This is a genomic window from Halomonas sp. 3D7M, from assembly GCF_014897885.1.
GTDB lineage: Bacteria > Pseudomonadota > Gammaproteobacteria > Pseudomonadales > Halomonadaceae > Vreelandella.
This window is the reverse complement of sequence record NZ_JABUZF010000035.1, coordinates 50,536-71,975: the sequence shown is the minus strand read 5'-3', so window position 1 is coordinate 71,975 and position 21,440 is coordinate 50,536. Positions and strand designations below refer to the sequence as shown.

16 protein-coding genes and 2 pseudogenes are annotated in these 21,440 nt (G+C 54.2%); 13 read left to right on the top strand and 5 right to left on the bottom strand.

Features of this window, described 5'->3' with window-relative positions; all coding sequences use genetic code 11:
* Both INT22_RS01045 and INT22_RS01040 read right to left on the bottom strand, forming a co-directional pair.
* Positions 1-892, bottom strand: an 892-nt coding sequence (locus INT22_RS01045) for a DJ-1/PfpI family protein (RefSeq protein ID WP_319021974.1), incomplete at its 3' end; no start/stop codon positions are given.
* 118 nt (positions 893-1,010) lie between these two features.
* A complete protein-coding gene (locus tag INT22_RS01040; RefSeq protein ID WP_089040677.1) occupies positions 1,011-1,700 on the bottom strand; it encodes a GntR family transcriptional regulator in 690 nt (229 codons plus the stop codon).
* Between the two features lie 156 nt (positions 1,701-1,856).
* On the opposite strand from INT22_RS01040, the gene dctP reads away from it, so the two are divergent.
* The 5 genes and pseudogenes from dctP to INT22_RS01015 all read left to right on the top strand — a co-directional run bounded on the left by dctP (position 1,857) and on the right by INT22_RS01015 (position 7,742).
* Positions 1,857-2,855 carry a TRAP transporter substrate-binding protein DctP gene (gene dctP / locus INT22_RS01035; RefSeq protein WP_193060077.1) on the top strand — a complete coding sequence of 333 codons (999 nt, stop codon included), beginning with the start codon at positions 1,857-1,859 and terminating at the stop codon, positions 2,853-2,855.
* Between the two features lie 100 nt (positions 2,856-2,955).
* The gene (locus INT22_RS01030) at positions 2,956-3,477 is read left to right on the top strand and encodes a TRAP transporter small permease subunit (protein WP_193060076.1); all 522 of its coding nucleotides are present in this window, start codon (positions 2,956-2,958) and stop codon (positions 3,475-3,477) included.
* A 2-nt stretch (positions 3,478-3,479) separates the two neighbouring features.
* Positions 3,480-4,828: pseudogene (locus tag INT22_RS21850) on the top strand (TRAP transporter large permease).
* 11 nt (positions 4,829-4,839) lie between these two features.
* Positions 4,840-6,207 (top strand): malonyl-CoA decarboxylase, encoded by a 1,368-nt coding sequence (locus INT22_RS01020; protein WP_193060075.1) that lies wholly within the window; start codon positions 4,840-4,842, stop codon positions 6,205-6,207.
* Positions 6,204-7,742: a malonate--CoA ligase gene (locus tag INT22_RS01015; RefSeq protein WP_193060074.1), complete on the top strand. Its 1,539-nt coding sequence runs from the start codon at positions 6,204-6,206 to the stop codon at positions 7,740-7,742. Before INT22_RS01020 ends, INT22_RS01015 begins: the two co-directional genes overlap by 4 nt.
* A 79-nt stretch (positions 7,743-7,821) precedes the next feature.
* On the opposite strand, the gene INT22_RS01010 is transcribed toward INT22_RS01015, so the two are convergent.
* Complete coding sequence (locus INT22_RS01010; RefSeq protein ID WP_089040671.1) at positions 7,822-9,417, bottom strand: solute:sodium symporter family transporter; 1,596 nt, start codon at positions 9,415-9,417, stop codon at positions 7,822-7,824.
* A 505-nt stretch (positions 9,418-9,922) separates the two neighbouring features.
* Between INT22_RS01010 and INT22_RS01005 the strand changes: the two genes are divergently transcribed.
* Genes INT22_RS01005 through INT22_RS00970 form a run of 8 tightly spaced genes read left to right on the top strand, consistent with a single transcriptional unit; the run spans position 9,923 to position 19,714 of the window.
* On the top strand, positions 9,923-11,950 hold the full coding sequence (locus INT22_RS01005; protein WP_193060073.1) for a methyl-accepting chemotaxis protein: 2,028 nt from the start codon (positions 9,923-9,925) through the stop codon (positions 11,948-11,950).
* Positions 11,951-11,960: 10 nt separating this feature from the next.
* A complete protein-coding gene (gene cheB / locus INT22_RS01000) occupies positions 11,961-13,028 on the top strand; it encodes a chemotaxis-specific protein-glutamate methyltransferase CheB (protein WP_193060072.1) in 1,068 nt (355 codons plus the stop codon).
* Positions 13,025-14,404, top strand: a complete 1,380-nt coding sequence (locus tag INT22_RS00995) for a CheR family methyltransferase (protein ID WP_193060071.1) — start codon at positions 13,025-13,027, stop codon at positions 14,402-14,404. The genes cheB and INT22_RS00995 overlap by 4 nt, the downstream gene beginning before the upstream one ends.
* Entirely contained in the window at positions 14,404-16,539 is a 2,136-nt protein-coding gene (locus tag INT22_RS00990; protein ID WP_193060070.1) for a hybrid sensor histidine kinase/response regulator, read from the top strand. The genes INT22_RS00995 and INT22_RS00990 overlap by 1 nt, the downstream gene beginning before the upstream one ends.
* A 25-nt stretch (positions 16,540-16,564) precedes the next feature.
* A complete protein-coding gene (locus INT22_RS00985) occupies positions 16,565-16,921 on the top strand; it encodes a response regulator (RefSeq protein WP_089040667.1) in 357 nt (118 codons plus the stop codon).
* Positions 16,922-16,975: 54 nt separating this feature from the next.
* Positions 16,976-18,721 (top strand): diguanylate cyclase, encoded by a 1,746-nt coding sequence (locus INT22_RS00980; protein WP_193060069.1) that lies wholly within the window; start codon positions 16,976-16,978, stop codon positions 18,719-18,721.
* A complete protein-coding gene (locus INT22_RS00975; RefSeq protein WP_193060068.1) occupies positions 18,718-19,305 on the top strand; it encodes a chemotaxis protein CheW in 588 nt (195 codons plus the stop codon). The genes INT22_RS00980 and INT22_RS00975 overlap by 4 nt, the downstream gene beginning before the upstream one ends.
* Positions 19,306-19,309: 4 nt before the next feature.
* Positions 19,310-19,714 carry a hypothetical protein gene (locus tag INT22_RS00970; protein WP_193060067.1) on the top strand — a complete coding sequence of 135 codons (405 nt, stop codon included), beginning with the start codon at positions 19,310-19,312 and terminating at the stop codon, positions 19,712-19,714.
* Here the strand turns inward: INT22_RS00970 and INT22_RS00965 are convergent.
* Positions 19,697-20,902: a molybdopterin molybdotransferase MoeA gene (locus tag INT22_RS00965; RefSeq protein ID WP_193060066.1), complete on the bottom strand. Its 1,206-nt coding sequence runs from the start codon at positions 20,900-20,902 to the stop codon at positions 19,697-19,699. The two genes, INT22_RS00970 and INT22_RS00965, sit on opposite strands and share 18 nt — an antisense overlap.
* Positions 20,895-21,439: pseudogene (gene moaB / locus INT22_RS00960) on the bottom strand (molybdenum cofactor biosynthesis protein B). Before moaB ends, INT22_RS00965 begins: the two are co-directional and overlap by 8 nt.
* Position 21,440: the final 1 nt, after the last annotated feature.

Below are 21,440 nucleotides of genomic sequence, written 5' to 3'. Positions count from 1 at the left end.
CTGCGCCGCCCAGCCGCCAGCGTTGCGCTAGGCGCTCAAGGGAGAGCTGCTCGCGCTCATTGAGCAGCGCCAGGCGCGCTTGTTCAAGGCGTAGTTGGGTCAGGTAAGTACCCGGCGTAGTATTCAGATAACGCCTGAACAGCCGGGTTAAATGACGCGGGGAGACCGCCATTAGGTCGGCCATACTCTCAAGCCCGTGATCTACGCTGGGGTCGGCATGGAGTTGATCCAGCAGGCGGCGCAGCGGCCCCGCCTCTTGCTGGTGGCGCAGTATCTCGCTGAACTGTGACTGCCCACCTGGACGCTGCAAAAACACCACTAACTCGCGCGCCACTCGTCCGGCTAGGTCAGCACCGTGGTCCGCCTCTACCAGCGACAGCGCCAAATCAATTCCTGCCGTTACACCGGCGCTGGTGTAGCGGCCGTTGCTTTCGATATACAGTGCATCAGGCTCAACGCTTAGCGCGGGATACTCTTCGGCCAATTGAACTGCATGGCGCCAGTGGGTGGTGACGCGGCAGCCATCCAGCAGCCCTGCAGCGGCTAGTAAAAATGCCCCAGAGCAGATAGATCCAAACCGTCTCACCTCAGGGGCGACCTCAAACAGCACCTGTTTCACAGCGGCTATGTCACGCTGCTGCATCACGCCACTGCCGCCCGCCACCAACAGCGTATCCAGGGGCAGTAAATGCTTAAGCTGGTGGTAGCTGTGCGTCGCATGCACGGCTAAGCCGCTGTTGGTGGCTACTGGGCCAACGGCATCGGAGACCAGCGTCAACTGATAGAGCGGTTGAGGGCTTAACGCATTGGCGCTGGCAAACACCTGCCAAGGGCCACTGACATCCAACAGTTGGCAGTCAGGGTAAGCAAATAGGACAACATGGCGAGTCACAGTCTCTCTCCGCTAACGGGATATAGAAGCATGAGAGAGTGTCAGCGCTACGCCCGATGTCGGCAAGGACCATTACCCCACCGATTCGGACATCTTTATCAAAAACGATACATTAGGCTCAGCCCGTTCTCTCTATCTCTAATGGCGACTCCATCCTGCGTACGCTGGAAACGAAATCGCTAAAGCGCTCGCCCTGAATCAATACATGGTCGCTCAGTGCTTGCTGAGCAGCCACAGAGTCGCCCCGCTCAATAGCCTCGACGATGGCTTGATGCTCGCTGAGAGAGCTATTTACCCGTTGACGCACCTGCAGCTGTAGCCGTCGGTAAGGCTTTAAGCGCTGCTTCAATTGACGCGCTTCGCTGGCCAAAAAGGCGTTGTGGCTAGCGGTGTAGATACAGTCATGAAACCCTTCGTTTTCGTAGTAATACTCGTCGCTGTCACCAGCCAGCGCTGCTGCTTCGCAGCGCTGATGCGCTTCGCGTAACGCGGCCAGTTCGGCTTCGGTAATCCGCCGTGCCGCCAAGCGGCCGCACATACCCTCTAACTCCGCCATCACCTCGAACATCTCGATCAGTTGATCAATTCCCACTTTCGCAACGAAGGTGCCCTTCTTCGGCGAAACGGTGACCAAGCCGCTGGCGACCAGCTGCTGAAAGGCTTCGCGCACCGGGGTACGCGAGACCTGAAACTCTCGCCCTAAGGCTTCTGGATCCAGGCGCTCTCCCGGTAAACGACGGCCATTGATGATGTCATCTTCAAGAGAATCTCTTAATCGCTGAGCGTTAGAAAGCTTAGTGCCCGTCATGTTTCACCTCCTTGGATCACGACTCATGTTAGCCATTTTAATGCTGTCATATAGTTGACATTAGCATACGTAGCGCCTATTGATATATATATCAGGTCAACTGATAGATATATATAGCCAATCCAAACACACAACAACAACTGTTGGAGACGCCACATGCAACGCTATTTGATCTCAACTGCTGCCGCCCTTGGTCTCGCCATTGCGGCTTCTTCCCATGCCTCTGCCGATACCGTGCTACGCGCGTCGCACCAATTCCCCGGAGGGCAAGGGGATGTCCGAGACGAAATGGTGCAAATGATGGCCCGCCATGTCGCCGAGGCAGATGTTGGCCTGACGATAGAGGTCTACCCGGGTCAATCGCTGTTTAAAGCGCGTGAACAGTGGGGCGCTATCGCTCGTGGTCGCCTCGATATCACCTCGCTGCCGCTGGATTATGCCAGCGGACGGCACCCGGAGTTCTCTGCCACGCTGATGCCTGGCTTAGTGCGCAACCAAGCACACGCTCAGCGTTTGAATGACTCCGAATATATGGAGATGATCAAAGCGGTGATTCTAGAGGGCGGCGCTCGAGTACTCTCGGATGCGTGGCTATCGGGCGGTTTTGCCTCTAGCGAACAGTGCGTTACCTCCCCGGATACCGTCGAGGGCCAAAATTTCCGTGCTGCCGGACCTGCGTTTGAACAAATGCTTGAGGCCGCTGGTGCCTCTATTGCCTCCATGCCCTCTTCTGAGGTGTATACCGCCATGCAAACCGGTGTGTTGGATGCCGCCAACACCTCGTCGATGTCGTTTATCTCTTTCCGGCTTTATGAACAGGTTGAATGCTTGACCGAACCGGGTGACTTCGCGCTCTGGTACATGTACGAGCCGATTCTTATTTCCGAGCAGGTATGGCAAGGGCTTAATGAAGAGCAGCAGGCGGCGCTGATGGAAGCCGGAGAAGCCGCAGAGGCCTTCTTCGCTGAAGAGGCCGCCGCCATTGATCAGGAGATGGTCGACCTTTACGAGGAGAATGGCGTCGAGGTGGTCAGTATGAGTGAAGAGGACTACAACGCCTGGCTCGATATCGCCAAGGAAACTTCCTACAAAAACTTTGCCGACAATGTGCCCAATGGCCAAGCCATTATCGATGCAGCGCTGGCCGTCGAATAAGCAACCCACGAACGCCTAATGGCTCGGCTGCCCTTCGGGGTGGCCGTTTTCAACGGATGCTTGCTTAGCTTGGCGAGATAACCAGCTTGACGAGGGAAATATGGCACCTGCAACGACTCACAATGCCCTTGCTCGCGGGGGCATCATTGGCGGCTACATTCGCGTCATGGATAAGCTCTCGCGGCTTTCCGCCTATTTAGCCTGCGCCATGTTTATCGCTGGCGTATTAGTGATTTGCCAGATGGTATTTATTCGCTACTTACTCGGAATGAGCACCAGTTGGCAGACCGAATTCACCATTTTCTCAGTAACGGCGGCGATGCTGATGGGCAGCCCTTATGTACTGATGACCGGCGGCCACGTCGCGATCACGATTGTGCCCGATGCGCTGGGCGGTACTACCCGCACCATCATGCGTTTGATCGCTTCCCTGTTTGGATTAGGTTTCTGTGCCGCCCTGGCGTATGCCAGCTGGGTGTATGTTTTTGAGGCACTCCACGGCGGGTGGACGACGGGCTCCGTCTGGAATCCACCACTGTGGCCCGCCCTGCTGCCCATGGCCGTCGGCGCCACCCTGCTGTCGTTGCAGTATGTGGCTGAAATTCTGCGTGGGGAGAGTTAAGCATGGATCCCATTACCTTAGGCATTATTGTCGCCATCGCCCTGATTGGACTAATGGCCATTGGCACCCCTATCGCTTTTGCCCTCGGCGGTGTATCGCTGCTAGCACTGCTCTACGACCGCGGCCTTGCCGAGCTCACCTACTTCGGTGAAACCTTTTTTGACCGCATCGCCGAATTTGGTTTTGTCGCCATTCCGATGTTTATTCTGATGGGCGCCGCGGTAGCCTCCTCCCCCACCGGACGCGATCTGTATCGCTCGCTGGATCTATGGATGGGCAAGCTGCCCGGCGGCTTGGCGGTTTCCAATATCGGCGCCTGTTCAATCTTTGCTGCGCTCTCGGGATCATCACCGGCCACCTGCGCAGCGATTGGTAAAATGGGCATTCCCGAAATGCGCATGCGCGGCTACCCGGATGGCGTCGCGGCGGGGCTGTATTGCCGCGGGCGGCACCCTGGGCATCCTGATTCCGCCGTCGGTCACCATGATTATCTACGGTATCTCCACCGAAACCTCGATTGGTCGACTATTTATTGCCGGGGTGGTGCCAGGCTTTATGCTCGCGGGCCTGTTTATGATCTGGACGATGATCGCCTGCAAGCTGGCCGGTGGCTATAACAATTCCATGAACAATCCCATGGCGGAGTCCGTCGAACGGCTAAAGCAGAACGTTAAGCAGAATGTTGATAGCAACCTGAAAGCGCTCGTGCGTGTTCTGCCTTTCCTGGGCGTGGTCGCGGGCATCCTATTTGCCTTGTATGGCGGGGTGGCAACACCTTCAGAGGCGGCGGGCGTGGGTGCATTTCTGTGTTTGGCGCTGGCGATTCTGATCTACCGCATGTGGCAGCTGGGCCCAATCAAGCTGATTATGCGCGACTCACTGCGCGAAAGCGTGATGATCATGCTGGTGATCGCCACCGCCGAAGTGTTCGCCTACGCGCTCTCCTCCATGTTTATCACCCAAACCGTCGCCGCTGCGATTGCTGATCTGGAGATCAACCGCTGGGCGCTGATGGGGGGTGATTAACCTCTTCCTGTTAGTGGCCGGTTTCTTCCTGCCGCCTGTGGCCGTGATCGTCATGACCGCGCCGATTCTGTTACCCATCATCCTGGCGGCTAATTTCGACCCCTACTGGTTTGCGGTGATTTTGACCATCAACCTGGAGATCGGCCTGATCACACCGCCAGTGGGTCTCAACCTGTTCATTATTAAAGGTATCGCGCCGGATATCTCGCTGCGCGACATTCTGATGGGAAGCTTGCCCTACGCGCTATGTATGGTGCTGGGTATCTTGCTGCTGTGCCTCTTCCCGGGCATCGCGCTTTGGCTACCTAACTTGATCATGGGTTAAGGAGTTCGACCATGAACATGCTGTTTTTGCAGGAGCTGTTCAACAACATCACCCAGCGTGATGCGCTGTTGCGGCGCCGCCATCCCGAGAACTTAACGCCCGACCATGGGCAGTTGATTCATGCCTGTCAGAAATTGTTGGAAAGCGATGGCGAAGCTTCCAGCATCGCGCTGGCAAGCCGCGCCTTGGCGATTTATCAGCGCCTTTCGGCAGCTGAAAAAAGCAGCTTCTTTGCCCGCCTAACGACTGACTTTGCGGCCGAGCCCGGCCCCATTGACGCGGCCTATCTGGCGTATCAAGACGCTCGCGACAATCAATCGCTACAGCGCTTGTTTGAAGCCTGTGAGCCCCGTCGCCAAGAGCTTTTCCGGCGCCTAAATCTCGCCAGCGACGGCACCTATGAGCTGGTTAAAATGCGTGAAGACCTGCTGGGGTTGCTACGCGAACAGCCGGAATTAGCGGCTATCGACAACGATTTCGCTCACCTGTTCGGCTCCTGGTTTAACCGTGGTTTTTTGATGCTCAAGCGCATTGACTGGAACACCCCCGCCTCAATTCTAGAGAAGATCATCCGCTACGAAGCGGTACACGAGATTCAGGATTGGGACGACCTGCGCCGTCGGCTGGATGCCCGTGACCGTCGCTGTTTCGCCTTTTTCCACCCGGCGATTGGCGATGAGCCGCTAATCTTTGTAGAAGTGGCCCTCCACAAGGGCCTGCCAAGCCGTATTCAACCCATCCTCTCTGGCGAAAGCAGCTATAGCAAAAAAGGTATCGATGACCCCGAGGATGCTGACACGGCGGCGTTCTTTGGCATTAGCAACTGTCAGAACGGGCTGCGCGGGATCTCCTTCGGTAATTTTTTGATCAAACAGGTGGTGCAAGAGCTCTCCCAGGAGCTGCCGCAGCTTAAATACTTCGTCACCCTCTCGCCGGTGCCTGGCTTCGCTCAGTGGCTTCAGGAGCAGCGGGACGATGAGCAACTTCCCTCGTCGCTGCGTCAATCACTCAAAGGGCTTGAAACCCCAGGATGGCATCAGGACCAAGCCCTTGAGGAGCAGCTGAAAGCCGCGATTCGCCCACTGGCCGCCCGTTATCTGGCCGAAGAGAAAAACCGCCACGGCTTGCCACTCAATCCGGTGGCCCGCTTTCACCTCGGCAATGGCGCCGAACTGCACCGCATTAACTGGCTGGGCGATACCTCCGAGAAGGGCTTTAAACAAGCCGCAGGACTGATGGTTAACTATCTGTATGTGCTGAACGATATCGAGCGCAATCACGAAAACTATACCGCCAAGGCGGCCGTTGCTTGCTCAAATGAGGTGCGTGACCTCGCCAAACGCGCCCGCAAGCTGGCCAAGGGAGAGACCACCAAATGAGCTACAACCTATTTGAAACCTTTGCTGCCAAAATGCGCGAGCGCGCAGAGGCCGATTTTATCACCACCCGCGACGGCCGCCGCTATCGCTACGCCGATGCGCTAACCATCAGTGCGCAGCTTGCGGGTGCACTCACCGAGCTAGGCGTTAAGCAAGGTGACCGCGTCGCGGTACAGGTGGATAAAAGTCCTGAGGCGATACTGCTTTACTTGGCCTGCCTGCGCATCGGCGGCGTCTATTTACCCCTCAATACGGGCTATACCAGCGATGAAATTCGCTACTTTTTAAATGACGCCGAGCCAGCGCTATTTGTTTGTCGACCGACACTAGAAGAGCAAGCGCGGTTGCTTGCTGCTGAAACCGGCTGCCCTGCGGTGGCAACCCTAGGCAGCGCTGCCGATGGCAGCCTGATGGAAGCCGCCCAAGCGGCAACGCCAAGGCAAGACATAGTGGCGATTGGTCAGCGTGACTTGGCTGCGATTCTCTACACGTCAGGCACCACCGGGCGCTCCAAAGGCGCTATGCTAACGCACCAAAACCTCGCCTCTAACGCCGAGACCCTGGCCAAAGCATGGCACTTCAGCGCTGATGATCGGCTGATCCATGCACTGCCAATCTTCCACACCCACGGCTTATTCGTCGCTTGCAACGTCACCTTGATAGCGGGCGCCAGCATGCTATTCCTGCCCAAGTTCGATGCGGATGTGATTTTTGATGAGCTGCCCCATGGCAGTGTGATGATGGGCGTTCCCACCTTCTATACCCGGCTAGTTCAGGACGAACGACTAACCCCAGAAGCGACTGCCCATATGCGGCTGTTCGTTTCCGGCTCTGCGCCACTCACCGCCGAGACCCACGAGGCATTTGAAGCCAAAACAGGCCATGCGATTCTTGAACGCTACGGCATGACCGAAACTAATATGAATCTCTCCAACCCCTATGAAGGCGCCCGCCGAGCAGGCACCGTGGGCATGCCGCTACCCGGTGTGGAGATGCGCATTACCAATCGTGAAACCGGCGATGAGGTGCCTTTGGGCGAGATTGGCATGCTGCAGATTCGCGGCCCGAATGTGTTTATCGGCTACTGGCGAATGCCCGAAAAAACCCGTGAAGAGCTATTAGACGATGGCTTTTTCATTACCGGCGATCTCGCCATGGTCGACGAGCAGGGCTATGTGCATATTGTGGGCCGTGACAAGGATCTGGTGATTTCCGGCGGCTACAACGTCTACCCCAAAGAGGTGGAGCAGGTGATCGATGAGCTTGAGCAAGTCGCAGAATCCGCAGTCATCGGTCTACCGCATCCTGACTTTGGCGAAGGCGTTACCGCAGTGGTCGTTCGCCAGCAAGGTGCCGATCTTGGAGAAAACCAGCTTGAAGAGGAGCAAGTAATCACCCATTTAGATGGACGGCTCGCTAAGTATAAGCAGCCCAAGCGGGTCTTCTTTGTCGATGAACTGCCGCGCAATACGATGGGTAAGGTGCAAAAAAACGAGCTGCGTAAGCGCTTTGGAGATACCTACCGAGCGACTTAGCTCTATAACCGCCTTACAAACACTGACGCCCCGCATAGGCGGGGCGTCAGTGACAATATCTACGTTGTGTTAGCGGTGGTCAGCCAGCAAACGAGGCGTACATAATCACCACTAATACCACAAGCACAATGCCGGTTGGCACAGCGCCCTTCCAGGGAGTGAGATCGACATCGCCCGAATCTTCTTGCACCCAGGCGGTGGCGCGGGGACGCAGCTTACCAATGATCAGCATCACGGCAACCAACAGCACGAACACAGCGGCGACAAAGTGGAACTCATGCATCACCATCGGCAGCTTGTTAAACGGCGGAACAAAGTAGCCTGCTGCGATCAGCAAACAGCCCCCTACTAACGCTACTTTAGCCGCCATGGGAGGCACGCGTTTGGTCAGAAGCCCCACCAGAACAACCGCCAAAATAGGGATAAAGTAAATCGCGTTCATCTTCTGCAGGTAGCCAAATAGACTATCCTGGCCTGCCAACAGCGGCGCAATAATCATGGTCGTTACGGCCATAATCCAGCCAAATACCTTGCCTGATTTCACGACCTCTTCTTCAGTGGCATCTTTTTTCAGCACACCTTTATAGATACCCAGGCTGAAAATCGTGGTGGTACTGTTTAGCGCCGAGTTAAACGAGGAGAGAATCGCCCCGACCATTACCGCAGCAAAGAAACCTGTTAGGTACGGCGGCAACACGTTAAACACCAAGTGGCCATACGCTTCGTCCGCGCGAACGCCTTGGTCGGCGTAAAGGTGGTAAGCAATGATCCCCGGCAGCACCAGATAGAGCGGGCCTAACAGTTTAAAGAAGCCGGTCAGCAACACACCTTTTTGGCCTTCTGCGAGGTTTTTTGCCGCAAAGGTGCGCTGAATAATTTGCTGGTTCGTCGTCCAGTAAAACAGGTGTAGCAACAGGACGCCGGTAAAAATAGTCGAGAACGGCACCTGCTGGTCAGGACCACCTACCGAGTTAAATTTACTCGGATCGCTCTCTTTCAGAATGCTCCAGCCTTCCATGATGCCACTGCCATTGCTCACTGCCTGAAGGCCGAAATAAACGATGACAAAGCCCCCGATCAATAGACCGACGCCATTCAAGGTATCTGAGACCGCTACCGTACGCAGGCCACCAAACAGCGCATAGACCGCGCCGATGATGCCAACCGTCCAGACAGTGGCCCACAGCAGCGCCGTACTCGACTGAATGCCGGTAAGCCCTTGAAGATCAAGCATGCCCTGTAAACCAATAGCCCCTGAATAGAGAATGATAGGCAACAGCACAACGGCGTAAGCAATCAAGAAAATCACATTGGCAATCAGTTGAGTACCGTTATCAAAACGTATTGCTAACAGCTGTGGAAGCGTTGCGATTCCACTTTTAAGAAAGCGCGGTAGGAAAAACAGCGCCAGTGCTACCAAAGCGATCACCGCAATCACTTCCCAGGCCATAACACTCAGACCATCGGTAAACGCGGAACCGTTTAGCCCAACCATCTGCTCAGTTGAGAGATTGGTCATCAGCAGTGAGGCGGCTATTAGTGGAAAGGTTAGTGTCCTTCCGGCTAAGAAATAGCCACTCGTACTTCGGTGATCATCTCTACGCGTAATGCGCCACGTAACAAAGGCCACCAGGCCGGTAAAAAAGAGAAACGATGCCAGCGTTAGGGCATGCATGGGAAGGTCCTTGGGAGTAGTCGCTTATCGGCAGGCGACGCAGTGAATGTAGGTAAAATTACCAATATTCACAGGCATTCTAAGGAGATGAAACGATTCAACTATTATTCTTTAGTAGCAATAAAAAGAAAATAAGACGTTTTTTTACTACCTAAGTGTTTTTTACAAGTTGCTACGGTGGTTGATCACTACGGAAGGAGGGGCCAAGTCATAAGGGCTAAGTCACAAGTGCTAAGTCGCACGGATCAAGCCGCACAGTCCATGTCACAATGATGTTACTTTAGCGGCCACTCATCACGCTTGATTTCATCGCAAAGTGCATCACCTTTGTCACAGCATTTACCTGTCGAGTGACGTAGCGTTAATGAGAAAACTGGACAGCCTTCATAAAAGCCGCTGAAATCGTCATATGATAGGCTTCTTGTAACGTTATTTAACGCTAAGCAATCAGTGTTAGCACTTCCTACTTACTAGCGTCACCAGTTAACTCGGAGCAGAAGCGATAATGACAGCGCGTTGGAAATCCTTGCCATTACGGTTACGACTGTTTATCTCATTTGGAACGGTATTGGCACTGGCTATGCTGCTAGCGCTCTACCTGCAGGCCCGTTCACATAGCCAGGCGCGCTTGGAAAACTTGCTAAACGAAGAGCTGCCTAGTCAGGTAGAGGGCCTTGCCACCCGGCTAACGCTTAGGTTGAGTCCAGCGCTAGCGTTGTCAGAAAGCCTAGCCGACAGCTATTTCATTGAGCAGTGGGTGCGCAACGGAATGCCAGACACCGACCAGCCGGGCGTCATGCGCTATTTGTCACGTTTGATGGAACAGCTCGACACCGAACTGTTGTTTATCGCGGCTCAATATCAAGGGCGCGGCTACTACTTCCAGTACCGCGGTGGAGAGTTTCTAGAGCGGACGCTACAAGCGCCCGGCGGCGATGATGACTGGTACTATCAGTTTACCGATAGCGATACTGCTTATAATCTAAACCTAGACAGTGATACTTTCTCACCAGAAGAAGCGTTTGTCTTTTTAAATTTCCGTAGTCGTGAACAGGCACTCAATGGTCGCCCTCTTATTGTGGCTGGTGCGGGGCTGGATCTTTCTCGATTGGCGCAGCTAATTGAAGACTTCCGACTTGGCGAAACCGGCCGCGCCGCGTTACTCAATGCGGAGGGTGAGTTACTTATTCGCAGTGACGAGACGTCACTGGCAGCGCTTCAAAGCCAGGAATCAGCCAGCTTACTGCAAGATGAAAAAGAACTTCGTGTGCACGAAATCCAACGTGATAACCACACCTTTTTAGTCTCCACCCGCTGGTTACCCGAGCTGCAGCGCTACTTGATGGTTGAAGTTTCTAAAGAGGAGTATTTAAGCTCCATCAGAGAACGTTTTTTTGCATCGACGGGCTTCGGGCTTGTGATCCTCTTAGGTGGGTTGATTATTTTATACCCACTTACCGGCAGCTTGATCCGCCCCTTAACTCGCCTGCAACGCCAGCTTAAAGAGATTACCAACAGTCTCGATTTATCCCGCCGCGTAGACACCGATGATCAGGCTGAAATTGGCGATTTAGCGAATCAGACTAACGAGCTGCTAGCACGCTTATCTCGAACCATTATGGCGGTTTCCAACAACGCACTGGCACTCACTCAAGTGGCCGATCGCTTAGCGCAAACGGCGGGACTGTCGGGTATTCAAGGCGGGGACATTAGTCATGAAGCGAACCAGACGATGGCCGCCGCTGTAGAAGAAATGGCCTCGTCAGTGGCTGAGATAACCTCGACCATGGAGGAGCTTTCAACCTCATCTACACAAATCGCTGATCATTCGCAATCTGTGGTAGAAGTAGCCAATCAAACGCTTGAACGCAGCCGTAAGGGCAGCACAGCGATGCAACTGCTGCAGTCAAAAATGCAGGATATTCGCAGCGACAGCGAACAGAGCTTGACAGAAATCATGGCACTGGGCGCTAAGTCTAAACAAATCAGCAAGGTCATGGAGCTGATCAACACCCTTGCTGCGCAAACTAAACTGATTGCCTTTAATGCCGCCCTAGAGGCATCAAGTGCGGGCGAGTCAGGTCGCCGTTTCTCTGTTGTGGCAAACGAAATACGTCGCTTGGCAGATAGTGTTACTGACTCAACCCAAGAGATAGAAGGCCACACCGAAGAAATTCAAAATGCCATAAATCGTTTAGTTGTCGCCTCTGAAAAGGGAGCGTCTTCAATAGAGAAAGGCGTTGAGGTCAGTATTCATACCGCTCAAGACCTGGATGCACTACTCAAAGCGGCGAGCCAAACCAGTAGCGCAGCGCAGCAAATATCACTGTCAACCCAACAGCAGAAAACTGCTAGCAATCAGGTGGTTATTGCTTTGCGCGATATTGATACAGCCAGCTCACGTAATGCACAGTCAGTACGCAGCATTACCGAGATCAGCCAAGATATGATCAACATGTCGGCAGAGTTAAATGCGCTGGTGCAGGAATTTACCTTGGCTCAACAGGATGCAAACCACCAACGCCCTTCGTGAGGACGCTGCGATGAGTGCAATTCGGGTAGTGATGGCGGACGATAGCCAACTGGCACGTGACGTGCTGCGCGACATCCTCACCCGCGATGGCGACATTGAGGTGGTTGGTGAAGCCAGCAACGGGCGTGAAGCAGTGGAACTTGCCCACCGTTTATCGCCGCAGTTGATCACAATGGATCTGAATATGCCGGTCATGGACGGTCTCAGCGCCATTGAAGAAATTATGCATACCAAAGGGGTTCCTATCCTGGTGGTAAGCGACCGCTCTGATGCCGAAACGGCCTACCGAGCGCTCGATGTTGGCGCGCTAGAAGTGATGCAGAAGCCGACTCTTGATGATGAAGACGCACAACGGCTACTCGCGCGTGTCCGGCTTCTTTCGGGAGTGGCCGTTATTACTCGCCTACGGCGCCGATCAACCTCTGCCATGCCCGTTGCACCGGTAAACACGCGGCCTGTTGATCGCCCTAATAGGCCGAAAGCTTTCCAGCGTATTATCGCCATTGCTTGCTCAACCGGAGGGCCGCAGGCACTCGCCCATTTACTTAGCAAGCTGCCGACCAACTTTCCTGCACCGGTGGTGATTGCCCAGCATATCAGCCATGGCTTTATTGAAGGCATGGCGCACTGGCTGACATCGCTCTGTTCAATGCCCGTTTGCGTTGCTCAGCATGGTGAATCGCTAAAGCCAGGCGTTATTTATCTATCGCCATCGGAACGCAACTTGCGTGTCACGCCATCCCACCGCCTTCAACTACAGCAGAGCCCAGATAATTCGCTTTATCACCCCAGTTGCGATGCACTGTTAACGAGCGTCGCTAATGTTTATGGCCCAGAGGCTATTGGAGTGATTTTAACGGGCATGGGGCGTGATGGCGTTAGCGGCATGCGCGCTATTCATTTATCGGGAGGCTGTACCTTTGCCCAAAACGAAGCCAGCTCGGTTATTTATGGCATGAACCAAGAAGCGGTTAGTGCCGGTGTTATCCAGCATGTTGTTTCCCTTGATGAGCTCCCTGCCAGGCTCATTCGCGAGACCATTGGGCAACGGTTGTCTACCTGGACGAAATCGCTATGAGTTCGCTGACGCCGTTCAAGGATCTGGTGCATCGTCGCTGCGGTTTGCACTTAGAGGGCCTCGCTGAAGCTCGTCTCGTTAAAGCAGTGGAGGCACTTCAAACAGACACCGACATTAACGACACCTCGATGCTCATTGTGCAACTAGAGCAAAACGAAGCGATGTTTGATCGCTTCGTTAGTCAATTAACGGTGAACGAAACCTACTTCTACCGGGAGCCTGAAGCGCTGCACTGGTTAGCCGACACCTACCTCCCGCGGCGGCTGGCTGAAAAAGGTAAGCCATTGGCTATTTTCAGCGCCGGATGTTCTTCAGGTGAAGAGCCTTACAGTGCTGCTATTGCGCTATTTGAGCGCTACGGAGAGCGCGCCAAGCAACTCTTCCATATTACAGGGGGAGACGTTGATCAGCAGGTTCTTAGTAAAGCCCAAAAAGGCATTTACAGCGGCATGTCGTTTCGGGCACTGAACCCTGCGCTAAAACATCGCTATTTTCACCCAGCGGGCCGACGCTTCAAAATAGATGATGCGCTTCGCCACTGGGTCACCTTTTGTTCATTTAATGTCTTGCAGCCAAACGCAGACAAGCTAGGCCCCTTCGACGTCATTTTATTTCGCAACGTATCGATCTATTTTGATGAATCGACCCGGCGCGATATACAGCGCCACCTGAAGCAGCTACTGGAACCTCATGGCGTTTTGATGTGTGGTGTCACGGAAACATTAGGCAACGACCTGGGCATTTTGGAACTGCATCAGGCTCAAGGAGTGTTCTTTTTCCAAGAGAGCACCTTGCCCGGTGCCTTACCTGCCAATGATGAACCACCCTATCGCGACGATCCGTTGCCAGCCCCACCGGTGTTGTCAGAGATGCCTCCTCAACCACCTAAGAAAGAACCTGAGAAAGAACCCGAGAAAGAACCTGAGCACAAGCAGCCGATGGCATCGTTTAACGCGGCTTTGCAGCAAGCTCATCATTTACTGAACCAGAACGCATTTTCAGAAGCAGCCGCGCTACTTTCTGACCTTCTCGTGCAACAGCCTTGGAGTGTCGATGCGTTACTGCTGGCAGGTTTAGTGGCTCGCTGGCAGCAGAATTTTGCTGACGCTTACGACTACTTTAAGCGAGCCATTTACGTTGCTCCTGAGTGCTGGCCAGCTCACTTTTTTCAAGCTGAGCTTTTCCGACTAGGCGAGCTTAGTGATGCTCCCGAACAACGAAAGCGTGGCTATGCAGCGGTTATTCGCCTACTGGATGCGTCAAAACAGGCGGATGGTGGATTGAGCGTCATTGCGCCGCCTATTCCTCCGGGGGATGCCTACTTTTTGGCAACTCGCTACCTTGGTGCACAAGCAACGACACAGGGAGTGGGTTAATGGCACTGGATATTAAACGCTTTATTCAGCGCTTTATTGAAGAAGCGTCAGACCACTTGCCTCGTTTAAGGGAGGGTATTGAAGCGCTAGAACAAGGCGATACCCATCAAGAACGTATCAATGAGCTGTTTCGTGCGGCCCATACGCTGAAAGGCTCTTCGCGTATGCTGAAGCTGACGCCCATTACGGCGATCGCTCACAGTACAGAGGAGCTGCTAAGCGCACTACGCGATGGGACACAAACCGCTTCACCTGATGTCACGTGCCTGCTTAATCAAGCCACGGACGCGCTGTCTGATCTAGTTAGCCAACTTGCCCAAGGTGTTTCTCCAGCAGAGCTAGCGGAAGCCGACAATCAGCTTTGCCAAGCCCTGGAAAACGCCGCGGCGGGGAAGTCGTCCCCCGCACCCTCTCCTAAAACAAGCGTATCCGAGGACGATAAAGCCGAGAACGCAGCCCTCAACACTGCACCATCGGCAATGAAAAGCCCTGCTCTTCCGGCTCAAGAGCTACGCTTAACAGACACGGTACGCGTGCGTCTTGACCGCCTAGATGACGTTATTCGCCTGATGGGGGAAGTGTTGTCAGGGCACCACCATCTGCACTCACTCGTAGAACAGGCACGCAGCCTTGGCGCCTCGTTACCCAAAGATCAGCAGGCCCCCTTTAACGCTTTTAGCCGCGAGCTGAAGGACAGTGTGCTTTCCCACGACGGTCTAATGAGCGATCTCCATGACCGAGCTCTGCAAATGCGCATGCTACCGCTGAGCGTGGTGTTTGACCCCTTATCGCAAATGGCCAGAGACCTTGCCCATTCGCTAGACAAACAAGTCAATTGCCGTGTTCACGGCAGTGAGATTGAGCTGGACCGGCAGATGATAGATCGCCTCTCGGACCCGCTAATTCATCTACTGCGGAATGCGTTAGACCATGGCCTGGAAACACCCGCTGAACGGCAGGCAACTGGCAAGCCTACACGGGGGCAGTTATCGCTAGAGGCCTGGCAAGACGGCAGCTGGGTAGTGATTGAAATGCGTGATGACGGCGCGGGTATTTCCCTAGATGCGGTACGGCAAAAGGCACTCTCCAAGCAACTACTCAGTGAAGAGCTGCTGCTTACCCTAACCGAGCAGGAAACCTTAGAGCTTATTTTCTTACCCGGCTTCTCAACCAAACCCCTGATTACCGACTTTTCAGGTCGTGGCGTGGGGATGGATGTCGTCAAGCGAACGGTCATTGACGAGCTCAACGGTGATTTACGTCTAACCAGCCACCCGGGCAAAGGCACCTGTTTTACCCTGCGCCTGCCTTTATCGCTAGCCATGATGCGCGTTCTCCTGATCAACGTGGGCGCTGTCACGCTAGGTGTAACAGCACCTTATGTGTCAGAGCTTGTAGAGCATGCATCAACGGACTTTATTGATGCTGCCGGGCAAAAAACACTGATCCTGCGCAACGAGTTCGTGCCGGTCGTTTCACTTGCGGAATTATTAGACCTACCCTATACGCCCACTGATGCTGACAACTTACTGTTACTCGTCGTACATCAACGTCATCAAAAACTGGCGCTAATTATTGATGCCTTGGTGGATGAACGCGATATGGTAATTAAGCCGTTGCCCACGCATTTGCGCCATTTACCACTGGTTTCTGGCATGGTCACGCTAGGGCGCAATACGTTGGTTAGCCTATTACACGTGCCGACGCTGCTGGAACACTCGCGCCGCTATGCCCCGAAAGCGCTAGCTAAAACGGATCAACCGCCCCAGACACATCGTATACTCGTCGTCGATGACTCTCTGAACACCCGAGAAATTGAAAAAGATGTCTTAGAAGCCTGGGGATATCAGGTCACCCTGGCAGAAAATGGCCGTGATGGTCTGAACAAGGCCCTGGCTGACTCGTTTGATGCAGTGCTCACCGACGTTGAAATGCCTGTCATGGATGGCTTTGCGCTCACTGCGAGTCTGCGAGAAAATGAGATTTATCGTTATAAGCCGATTATCATTATCACATCACGAGAAAAAGAAGCAGACCGTCGGCGCGGCATTGAAGTAGGCGCCGACGCGTATATTGTCAAAGGCAGCTTTGATCAGAACAATTTGGTGGATACGCTAAAAGCGCTACTCGGCTAAGCACACGCCATGACGGAGGTTAATCATGCAAATATTGATCGTAGATGACGACCCGTTGGCCTGTGAAATGACAGCAACGCTGCTAGAGTTCCAGGGCTATACAACGGTCATGGCCAATGATGCCATGGAGGCCACACAGCTGTTGGATAGCTTGGACAGTATCGCGCTTATTGTTAGCGACATGCATATGCCGCTCATCAATGGGATAGAGTTCTTGGAAATGCTGCGTGAACAAGACGTTACCTTGCCTTTTATTTTGCTCACAGGCGACTCACCTAGTTCAACCCTTATGCAGACGCCTGGTTTAAACGCCTGCCTGCAAAAAGATGCGGAGCTAGAATCCACGTTAGGCAATGCCGTGACTCAAGCGCTCAACGGTTGAACGTTTGCCATTTGCATTACAGCGCACCGTTCGCCCACATGAACAGGTAGTCTGATGTCACCATCTGCTCCGACATTGCAACAAAAGCTGAACCAGCTGCGCCAACGCTTTATTGAACAGCTACCAGCACGTTTACAGAAAACCGTAACAAAGTGGCAACAAAGCCGACTTTCAACGGAGGCAGAGTCACGCCTAGCCCCGGAGCTTCACCGCTTTTTCCATAGCTTAAAAGGTACCGGCCGCTCATTGGGCTTTGAACGAATTGCCATGTTGGCAGATCAAGGTGAAGAACTACTCAAGGCGACGCCGGCTTCTGCCAGCCATGCTTTTGATGACCAGGCTATTAATGACATAAACAGCCTGATTTCAGAGCTTTTCCAGCAGCTCAGTGAAGAAATTGAGTACTTACAGTCACTGCATGGCCAGCAAACCGTACTGGCATCACTCAACAGCGTCGAATTCTCATCAGTAGCGCCACAGACACGCAGTAAGCGTCAGCGGCTTATTTATCTATGTGACGATGAGCCCGACCAAGTCGACCAGTTGCTACATCATCTTCGCTGTTTTGGGCATGAAGTGGTCCATTTTGAAGACACAGAGTCATTTTTTAATGCGGTCATTACCCGCCGCCCCGACGCGGTCATTATGGATGTACAGTTTCCGCAAGGTAACACCGCGGGTACTGAAACGCTGACCAGCCTGAATAAATTAATCGGAGAGCGGCTGCCCTCCATCGTACTGTCGTCCTATGGTGACTTTTATTCACGACTGAGTGCTGTTCGAGCTGGCTGTAATGGGTACTTTACCAAGCCCATTAAGCCACTGGATTTAATGTTAGCTATCGACGAGCTCACTAGCCCCTTGGATGAAGAACCGTTGCGCGTGTTGGTCGTCGATGATGAACCCGACGCTGCCAGCTACCACTCATTGATGCTTGAAGAAGCCGGCATGATTGTTCAGCAGGTGCATCACCCTGCTGACGCGCTAAGCGCTTTAGACCGCTTTAGCCCTGACTTACTGTTAATTGATATGTATATGCCGGTATGTTCTGGTGAAGAGCTAGCGACAATTATCCGCCAGCAATCCGCGCATATTGGCCTGCCCATTATTTACCTATCTAGTGAAACAGACAGCCAAAAGCAGCTACTGGCCATGACGGCAGGCGTAGAAGCCTTTATTACCAAGCCGGTTACCCCTGACGAGCTCGTGTCTGCGGTACGGCTTCGTGCCGAACGCCTGCATCTACTGCGTTCGCTGATGACCCAGGACAGCATGACAGGGCTTTATAACCACAGCACCACGACGGATCTTATCGGTAAAACACTTGCTCAGGCATATCGTGAAGGTAGCCAACATGCGATGGCCATGCTCGACATTGACCATTTTAAAACGATCAATGATACCTACGGCCACCTAGCGGGTGACCAGGTCATCATCACGCTGGCGCGGCTGCTAAAAACCCGCTTGCGCATATCCGATATCATCGGGCGTTATGGCGGTGAAGAGTTTGTCGTATTGCTAAAAGGGGTCACCGCAAAGCGCGCAGCCGAACTTATTGACGAACTGCGCCACGATTTCGAACAGGTAGATTTTCATGCTGGCGGAGAGCGCTTTCGCTGCACCTTCAGTGCAGGCATTAGCAGTTTTCCCAGCCAGCCTTCCACTGAAGCGTTACGCCTAAGCGCGGACCAAGCACTTTACCTAGCAAAACGGCAGGGGCGTAATCAAGTAGTCATTAATAACGAGAACGACGCAAAAGGAAAAGCGCAACCGAAGCAACCCGGTGTGAAAAAACAATGACCAACACCCATCAACAGCATGACAACCCGTCTCTTTCGCTCGAAGAGGCACTAGCACGTCAGAGTAACGATGACACGATTATTGACGTGGACGAACCTTGCCAGCAGTTGGTGTTATTTCGCCTAGCGGAGCAACGGTTCGCTTTGCCCGGCAGTGCGGTCAATGAAATTTTGAATGGTGATCAACCGGTTTATTTCGTGCCTGGCTTGCCTGCTTCTACGGAAGGTGTGATTCACTTGCGCGGCAACATTGAATCGGTGGTAACCCTACAGGCAGTTCTCGGTCTCCCCCCTACGGAACAAACGGGCATGCTGTTAGTCGTGACCGCCGCGGGCATTCGCAGCGCCGTTCGTATCGATTATTTAGAGGATGTTTGCGACATCCCGATCAGCGCACTGAAACCGGCACCGGACACCCTCGCCAGCCAACTAATGCCTTATGTGAGCGCCCTCTGGCAACCTGATGTAACGCCAGCAGAGGGCGGCGAAAAAGAGACTAACGGCGATTCTGTCGAAGGCAGCGCGGCCATTGCCCTGCTGGATCCAGATGCTTTATTCAACGCCTATCAACAAGGCCTAGGGTAAGCCCATGGCCATTGGCGCGCCGAATCACTCCTTAGACGCAGCGTCCCACGTTGCTTTAGTGCTGTTTAGTGCTGGCCATACGCTCGCCGCCATCGAAGCACGCCACGTCGCGGGGTTAGCGAAATCGGCCCACCTACCGCGTTGCGCGAATGCCGAGTGCCTGTTGCTTAACGCGCCATTGTTGAGCGTAGCCCCCACCCACTGGCTGACCCTTCAGGATACCAACGGCGCTTGGCAGTTAGGCGTGACTGGCGACGTCGCCTTAGCGCACACACCGATAACGGAGCTGTTTCCATTACCTCCTTTAATTGCCGCACGCCACGTCAGCCCCGCCCTACGAGGCTTAACGATGGCCAACCAAACGGTACGTTTGTTGTTTGATGGCGCAGCGCTAACGCTGCAACCATAAACAGCGCACCAACGTGCCTTTTTCTACCTGCTGGTGCGGATCAATCACCGCTAACGCATCTACACTAATACAGGATGACAGCACGCCAGAGTTTTGGTCTTCAAACGCATCAGCAATGATGCCCGCTTCGCTAAAACGTAGCGCAACACGCATATAGTGCTGGCGCGGGCCGGTCTGAGTAGCGAAGTTAGCGGAGGCCGTCAGCGTAGGTAAGGCGTTCAACGCCGAACACCCCAGTAACGCACCCATCAACGGTCGTAAAAATAACCACGCGCCCACAAACCCAGAAACAGGGTTACCCGGCAGTCCTACAAAGCGCGCCTCACTGTCGTCTTGGCGTGGCAAACGGCCCAGCGCCAGCGGCTTTCCTGGGCGAATCGCCAGCTTCCACATATCTAATTGGCCTAGCGATTCCAGCGCGGCTTTGACATGGTCTTCCTCACCCACGCTGACACCACCCGTACTTACCACCACATCGGCGTCCGCCGCTGCGTTTGTGAGCAGCGCAACGGTCTGGTCGAAATCGTCCGGCACACTCACTAGTTGGACCACCTCCGCGCCAAACGTCTCTAACAGTCTCTTCAGCATCGGCCGATTGGAGTTATACAGTTGACCTGGTTTTAACGGCGCGCCTGGATCAATGATCTCATCGCCAGTCGACAGTAGCGCTATCCGAGGGCGACGGCGCACGCTAACGTGGGTAACCCCTTGACCGGCCAAATGCCCTAACGCGGCAGCCTCCAAGCATTCACCAGCGGGCAGCAGTAACTCACCGCGGCGCACATCACGACCCTGGCGGCGCACGTTATCACCTACCGGCAGCGCATCCGGCATCAATGCCTGGTCACCCTCCTGAGTCACTCGCTCCTGCATCACCACACAGTCGGCCCCTGGGGGGATCTCACCGCCGGTAAAAATCCGTGCGCAACTGCCTTCCGCCAGCGGCACTGCCGGGCTGCCTGCCGCAATACGCTGGCTGATCGGCAACCACTTACCCGCATCACTGGCACGCAGTGCATAGCCATCCATTGAGCTATTATCAAACGGCGGTACGTCTAACTGCGCGGTAATGGCTTCGGCCAGCACGCGCCCAGCAGCGGCCTCAAGCGGTATACACTCTGCACCGAGCGGCGTGACATCTGCCAACAGCGCTTCAAGCGCGGCACTTATCGGCTGTAGCTCAGCCATGCTGCCCCCGGCCTGGGATAACTAGGTTGGCGAAATTACAAGGCTTATGACGGCTATCCAACTGCTCGGCCAAAATGCCGTCCCAGCCAGTACGGCAGGGGNNNCCCAGCCAGTACGGCAGGCGCCGGTTGAACCCGGCAGGCAGAAGACAACCGTAGCGTTGGCTAAGCCGCCGAGGCAACGGCTCTGAATGGTCGAGCTACCGATCTCATCGCCGCTTAGTTGGCGAAAGCGCTCGCCAAAGCCTTCGATACGCTTATCCAGCAGCACCGAAATAGCTTCAGGTGTCGAGTCTCGCCCGGTAAAACCTGTACCGCCCGTGGTAATCACCACCTGTACATTTGTGTCGGCAATCCACTGGGCGACTACCGCACGAATTTGGTAGACGTCATCCGGCACGATGCGTTTCTCTGCCAGGGTGTGCCCAGCTTCGGTTAAACGCTGCACCAGCGCCTGGCCGGAGCGGTCAGTCTCATCCGTGCGTGTATCAGAAACCGTAAGCACGGCGACTTTAAGAGGTACCATTGGCTCACTCATC

Excerpts from the sequence above, each read along its gene's own strand:
- INT22_RS01040 (WP_089040677.1), bottom strand. The coding sequence starts at position 1,700 with ATGACGGGCACTAAGCTTTCTAACGCTCAGCGATTAAGAGATTCTCTT.
- dctP (WP_193060077.1), top strand. The coding sequence starts at position 1,857 with ATGCAACGCTATTTGATCTCAACTGCTGCCGCCCTTGGTCTCGCCATT.
- INT22_RS01030 (WP_193060076.1), top strand. The coding sequence starts at position 2,956 with ATGGCACCTGCAACGACTCACAATGCCCTTGCTCGCGGGGGCATCATT.
- INT22_RS01020 (WP_193060075.1), top strand. The coding sequence starts at position 4,840 with ATGAACATGCTGTTTTTGCAGGAGCTGTTCAACAACATCACCCAGCGT.
- INT22_RS01015 (WP_193060074.1), top strand. The coding sequence starts at position 6,204 with ATGAGCTACAACCTATTTGAAACCTTTGCTGCCAAAATGCGCGAGCGC.
- INT22_RS01010 (WP_089040671.1), bottom strand. The coding sequence starts at position 9,417 with ATGCATGCCCTAACGCTGGCATCGTTTCTCTTTTTTACCGGCCTGGTG.
- INT22_RS01005 (WP_193060073.1), top strand. The coding sequence starts at position 9,923 with ATGACAGCGCGTTGGAAATCCTTGCCATTACGGTTACGACTGTTTATC.
- cheB (WP_193060072.1), top strand. The coding sequence starts at position 11,961 with ATGAGTGCAATTCGGGTAGTGATGGCGGACGATAGCCAACTGGCACGT.
- INT22_RS00995 (WP_193060071.1), top strand. The coding sequence starts at position 13,025 with ATGAGTTCGCTGACGCCGTTCAAGGATCTGGTGCATCGTCGCTGCGGT.
- INT22_RS00990 (WP_193060070.1), top strand. The coding sequence starts at position 14,404 with ATGGCACTGGATATTAAACGCTTTATTCAGCGCTTTATTGAAGAAGCG.
- INT22_RS00985 (WP_089040667.1), top strand. The coding sequence starts at position 16,565 with ATGCAAATATTGATCGTAGATGACGACCCGTTGGCCTGTGAAATGACA.
- INT22_RS00980 (WP_193060069.1), top strand. The coding sequence starts at position 16,976 with ATGTCACCATCTGCTCCGACATTGCAACAAAAGCTGAACCAGCTGCGC.
- INT22_RS00975 (WP_193060068.1), top strand. The coding sequence starts at position 18,718 with ATGACCAACACCCATCAACAGCATGACAACCCGTCTCTTTCGCTCGAA.
- INT22_RS00970 (WP_193060067.1), top strand. The coding sequence starts at position 19,310 with ATGGCCATTGGCGCGCCGAATCACTCCTTAGACGCAGCGTCCCACGTT.
- INT22_RS00965 (WP_193060066.1), bottom strand. The coding sequence starts at position 20,902 with ATGGCTGAGCTACAGCCGATAAGTGCCGCGCTTGAAGCGCTGTTGGCA.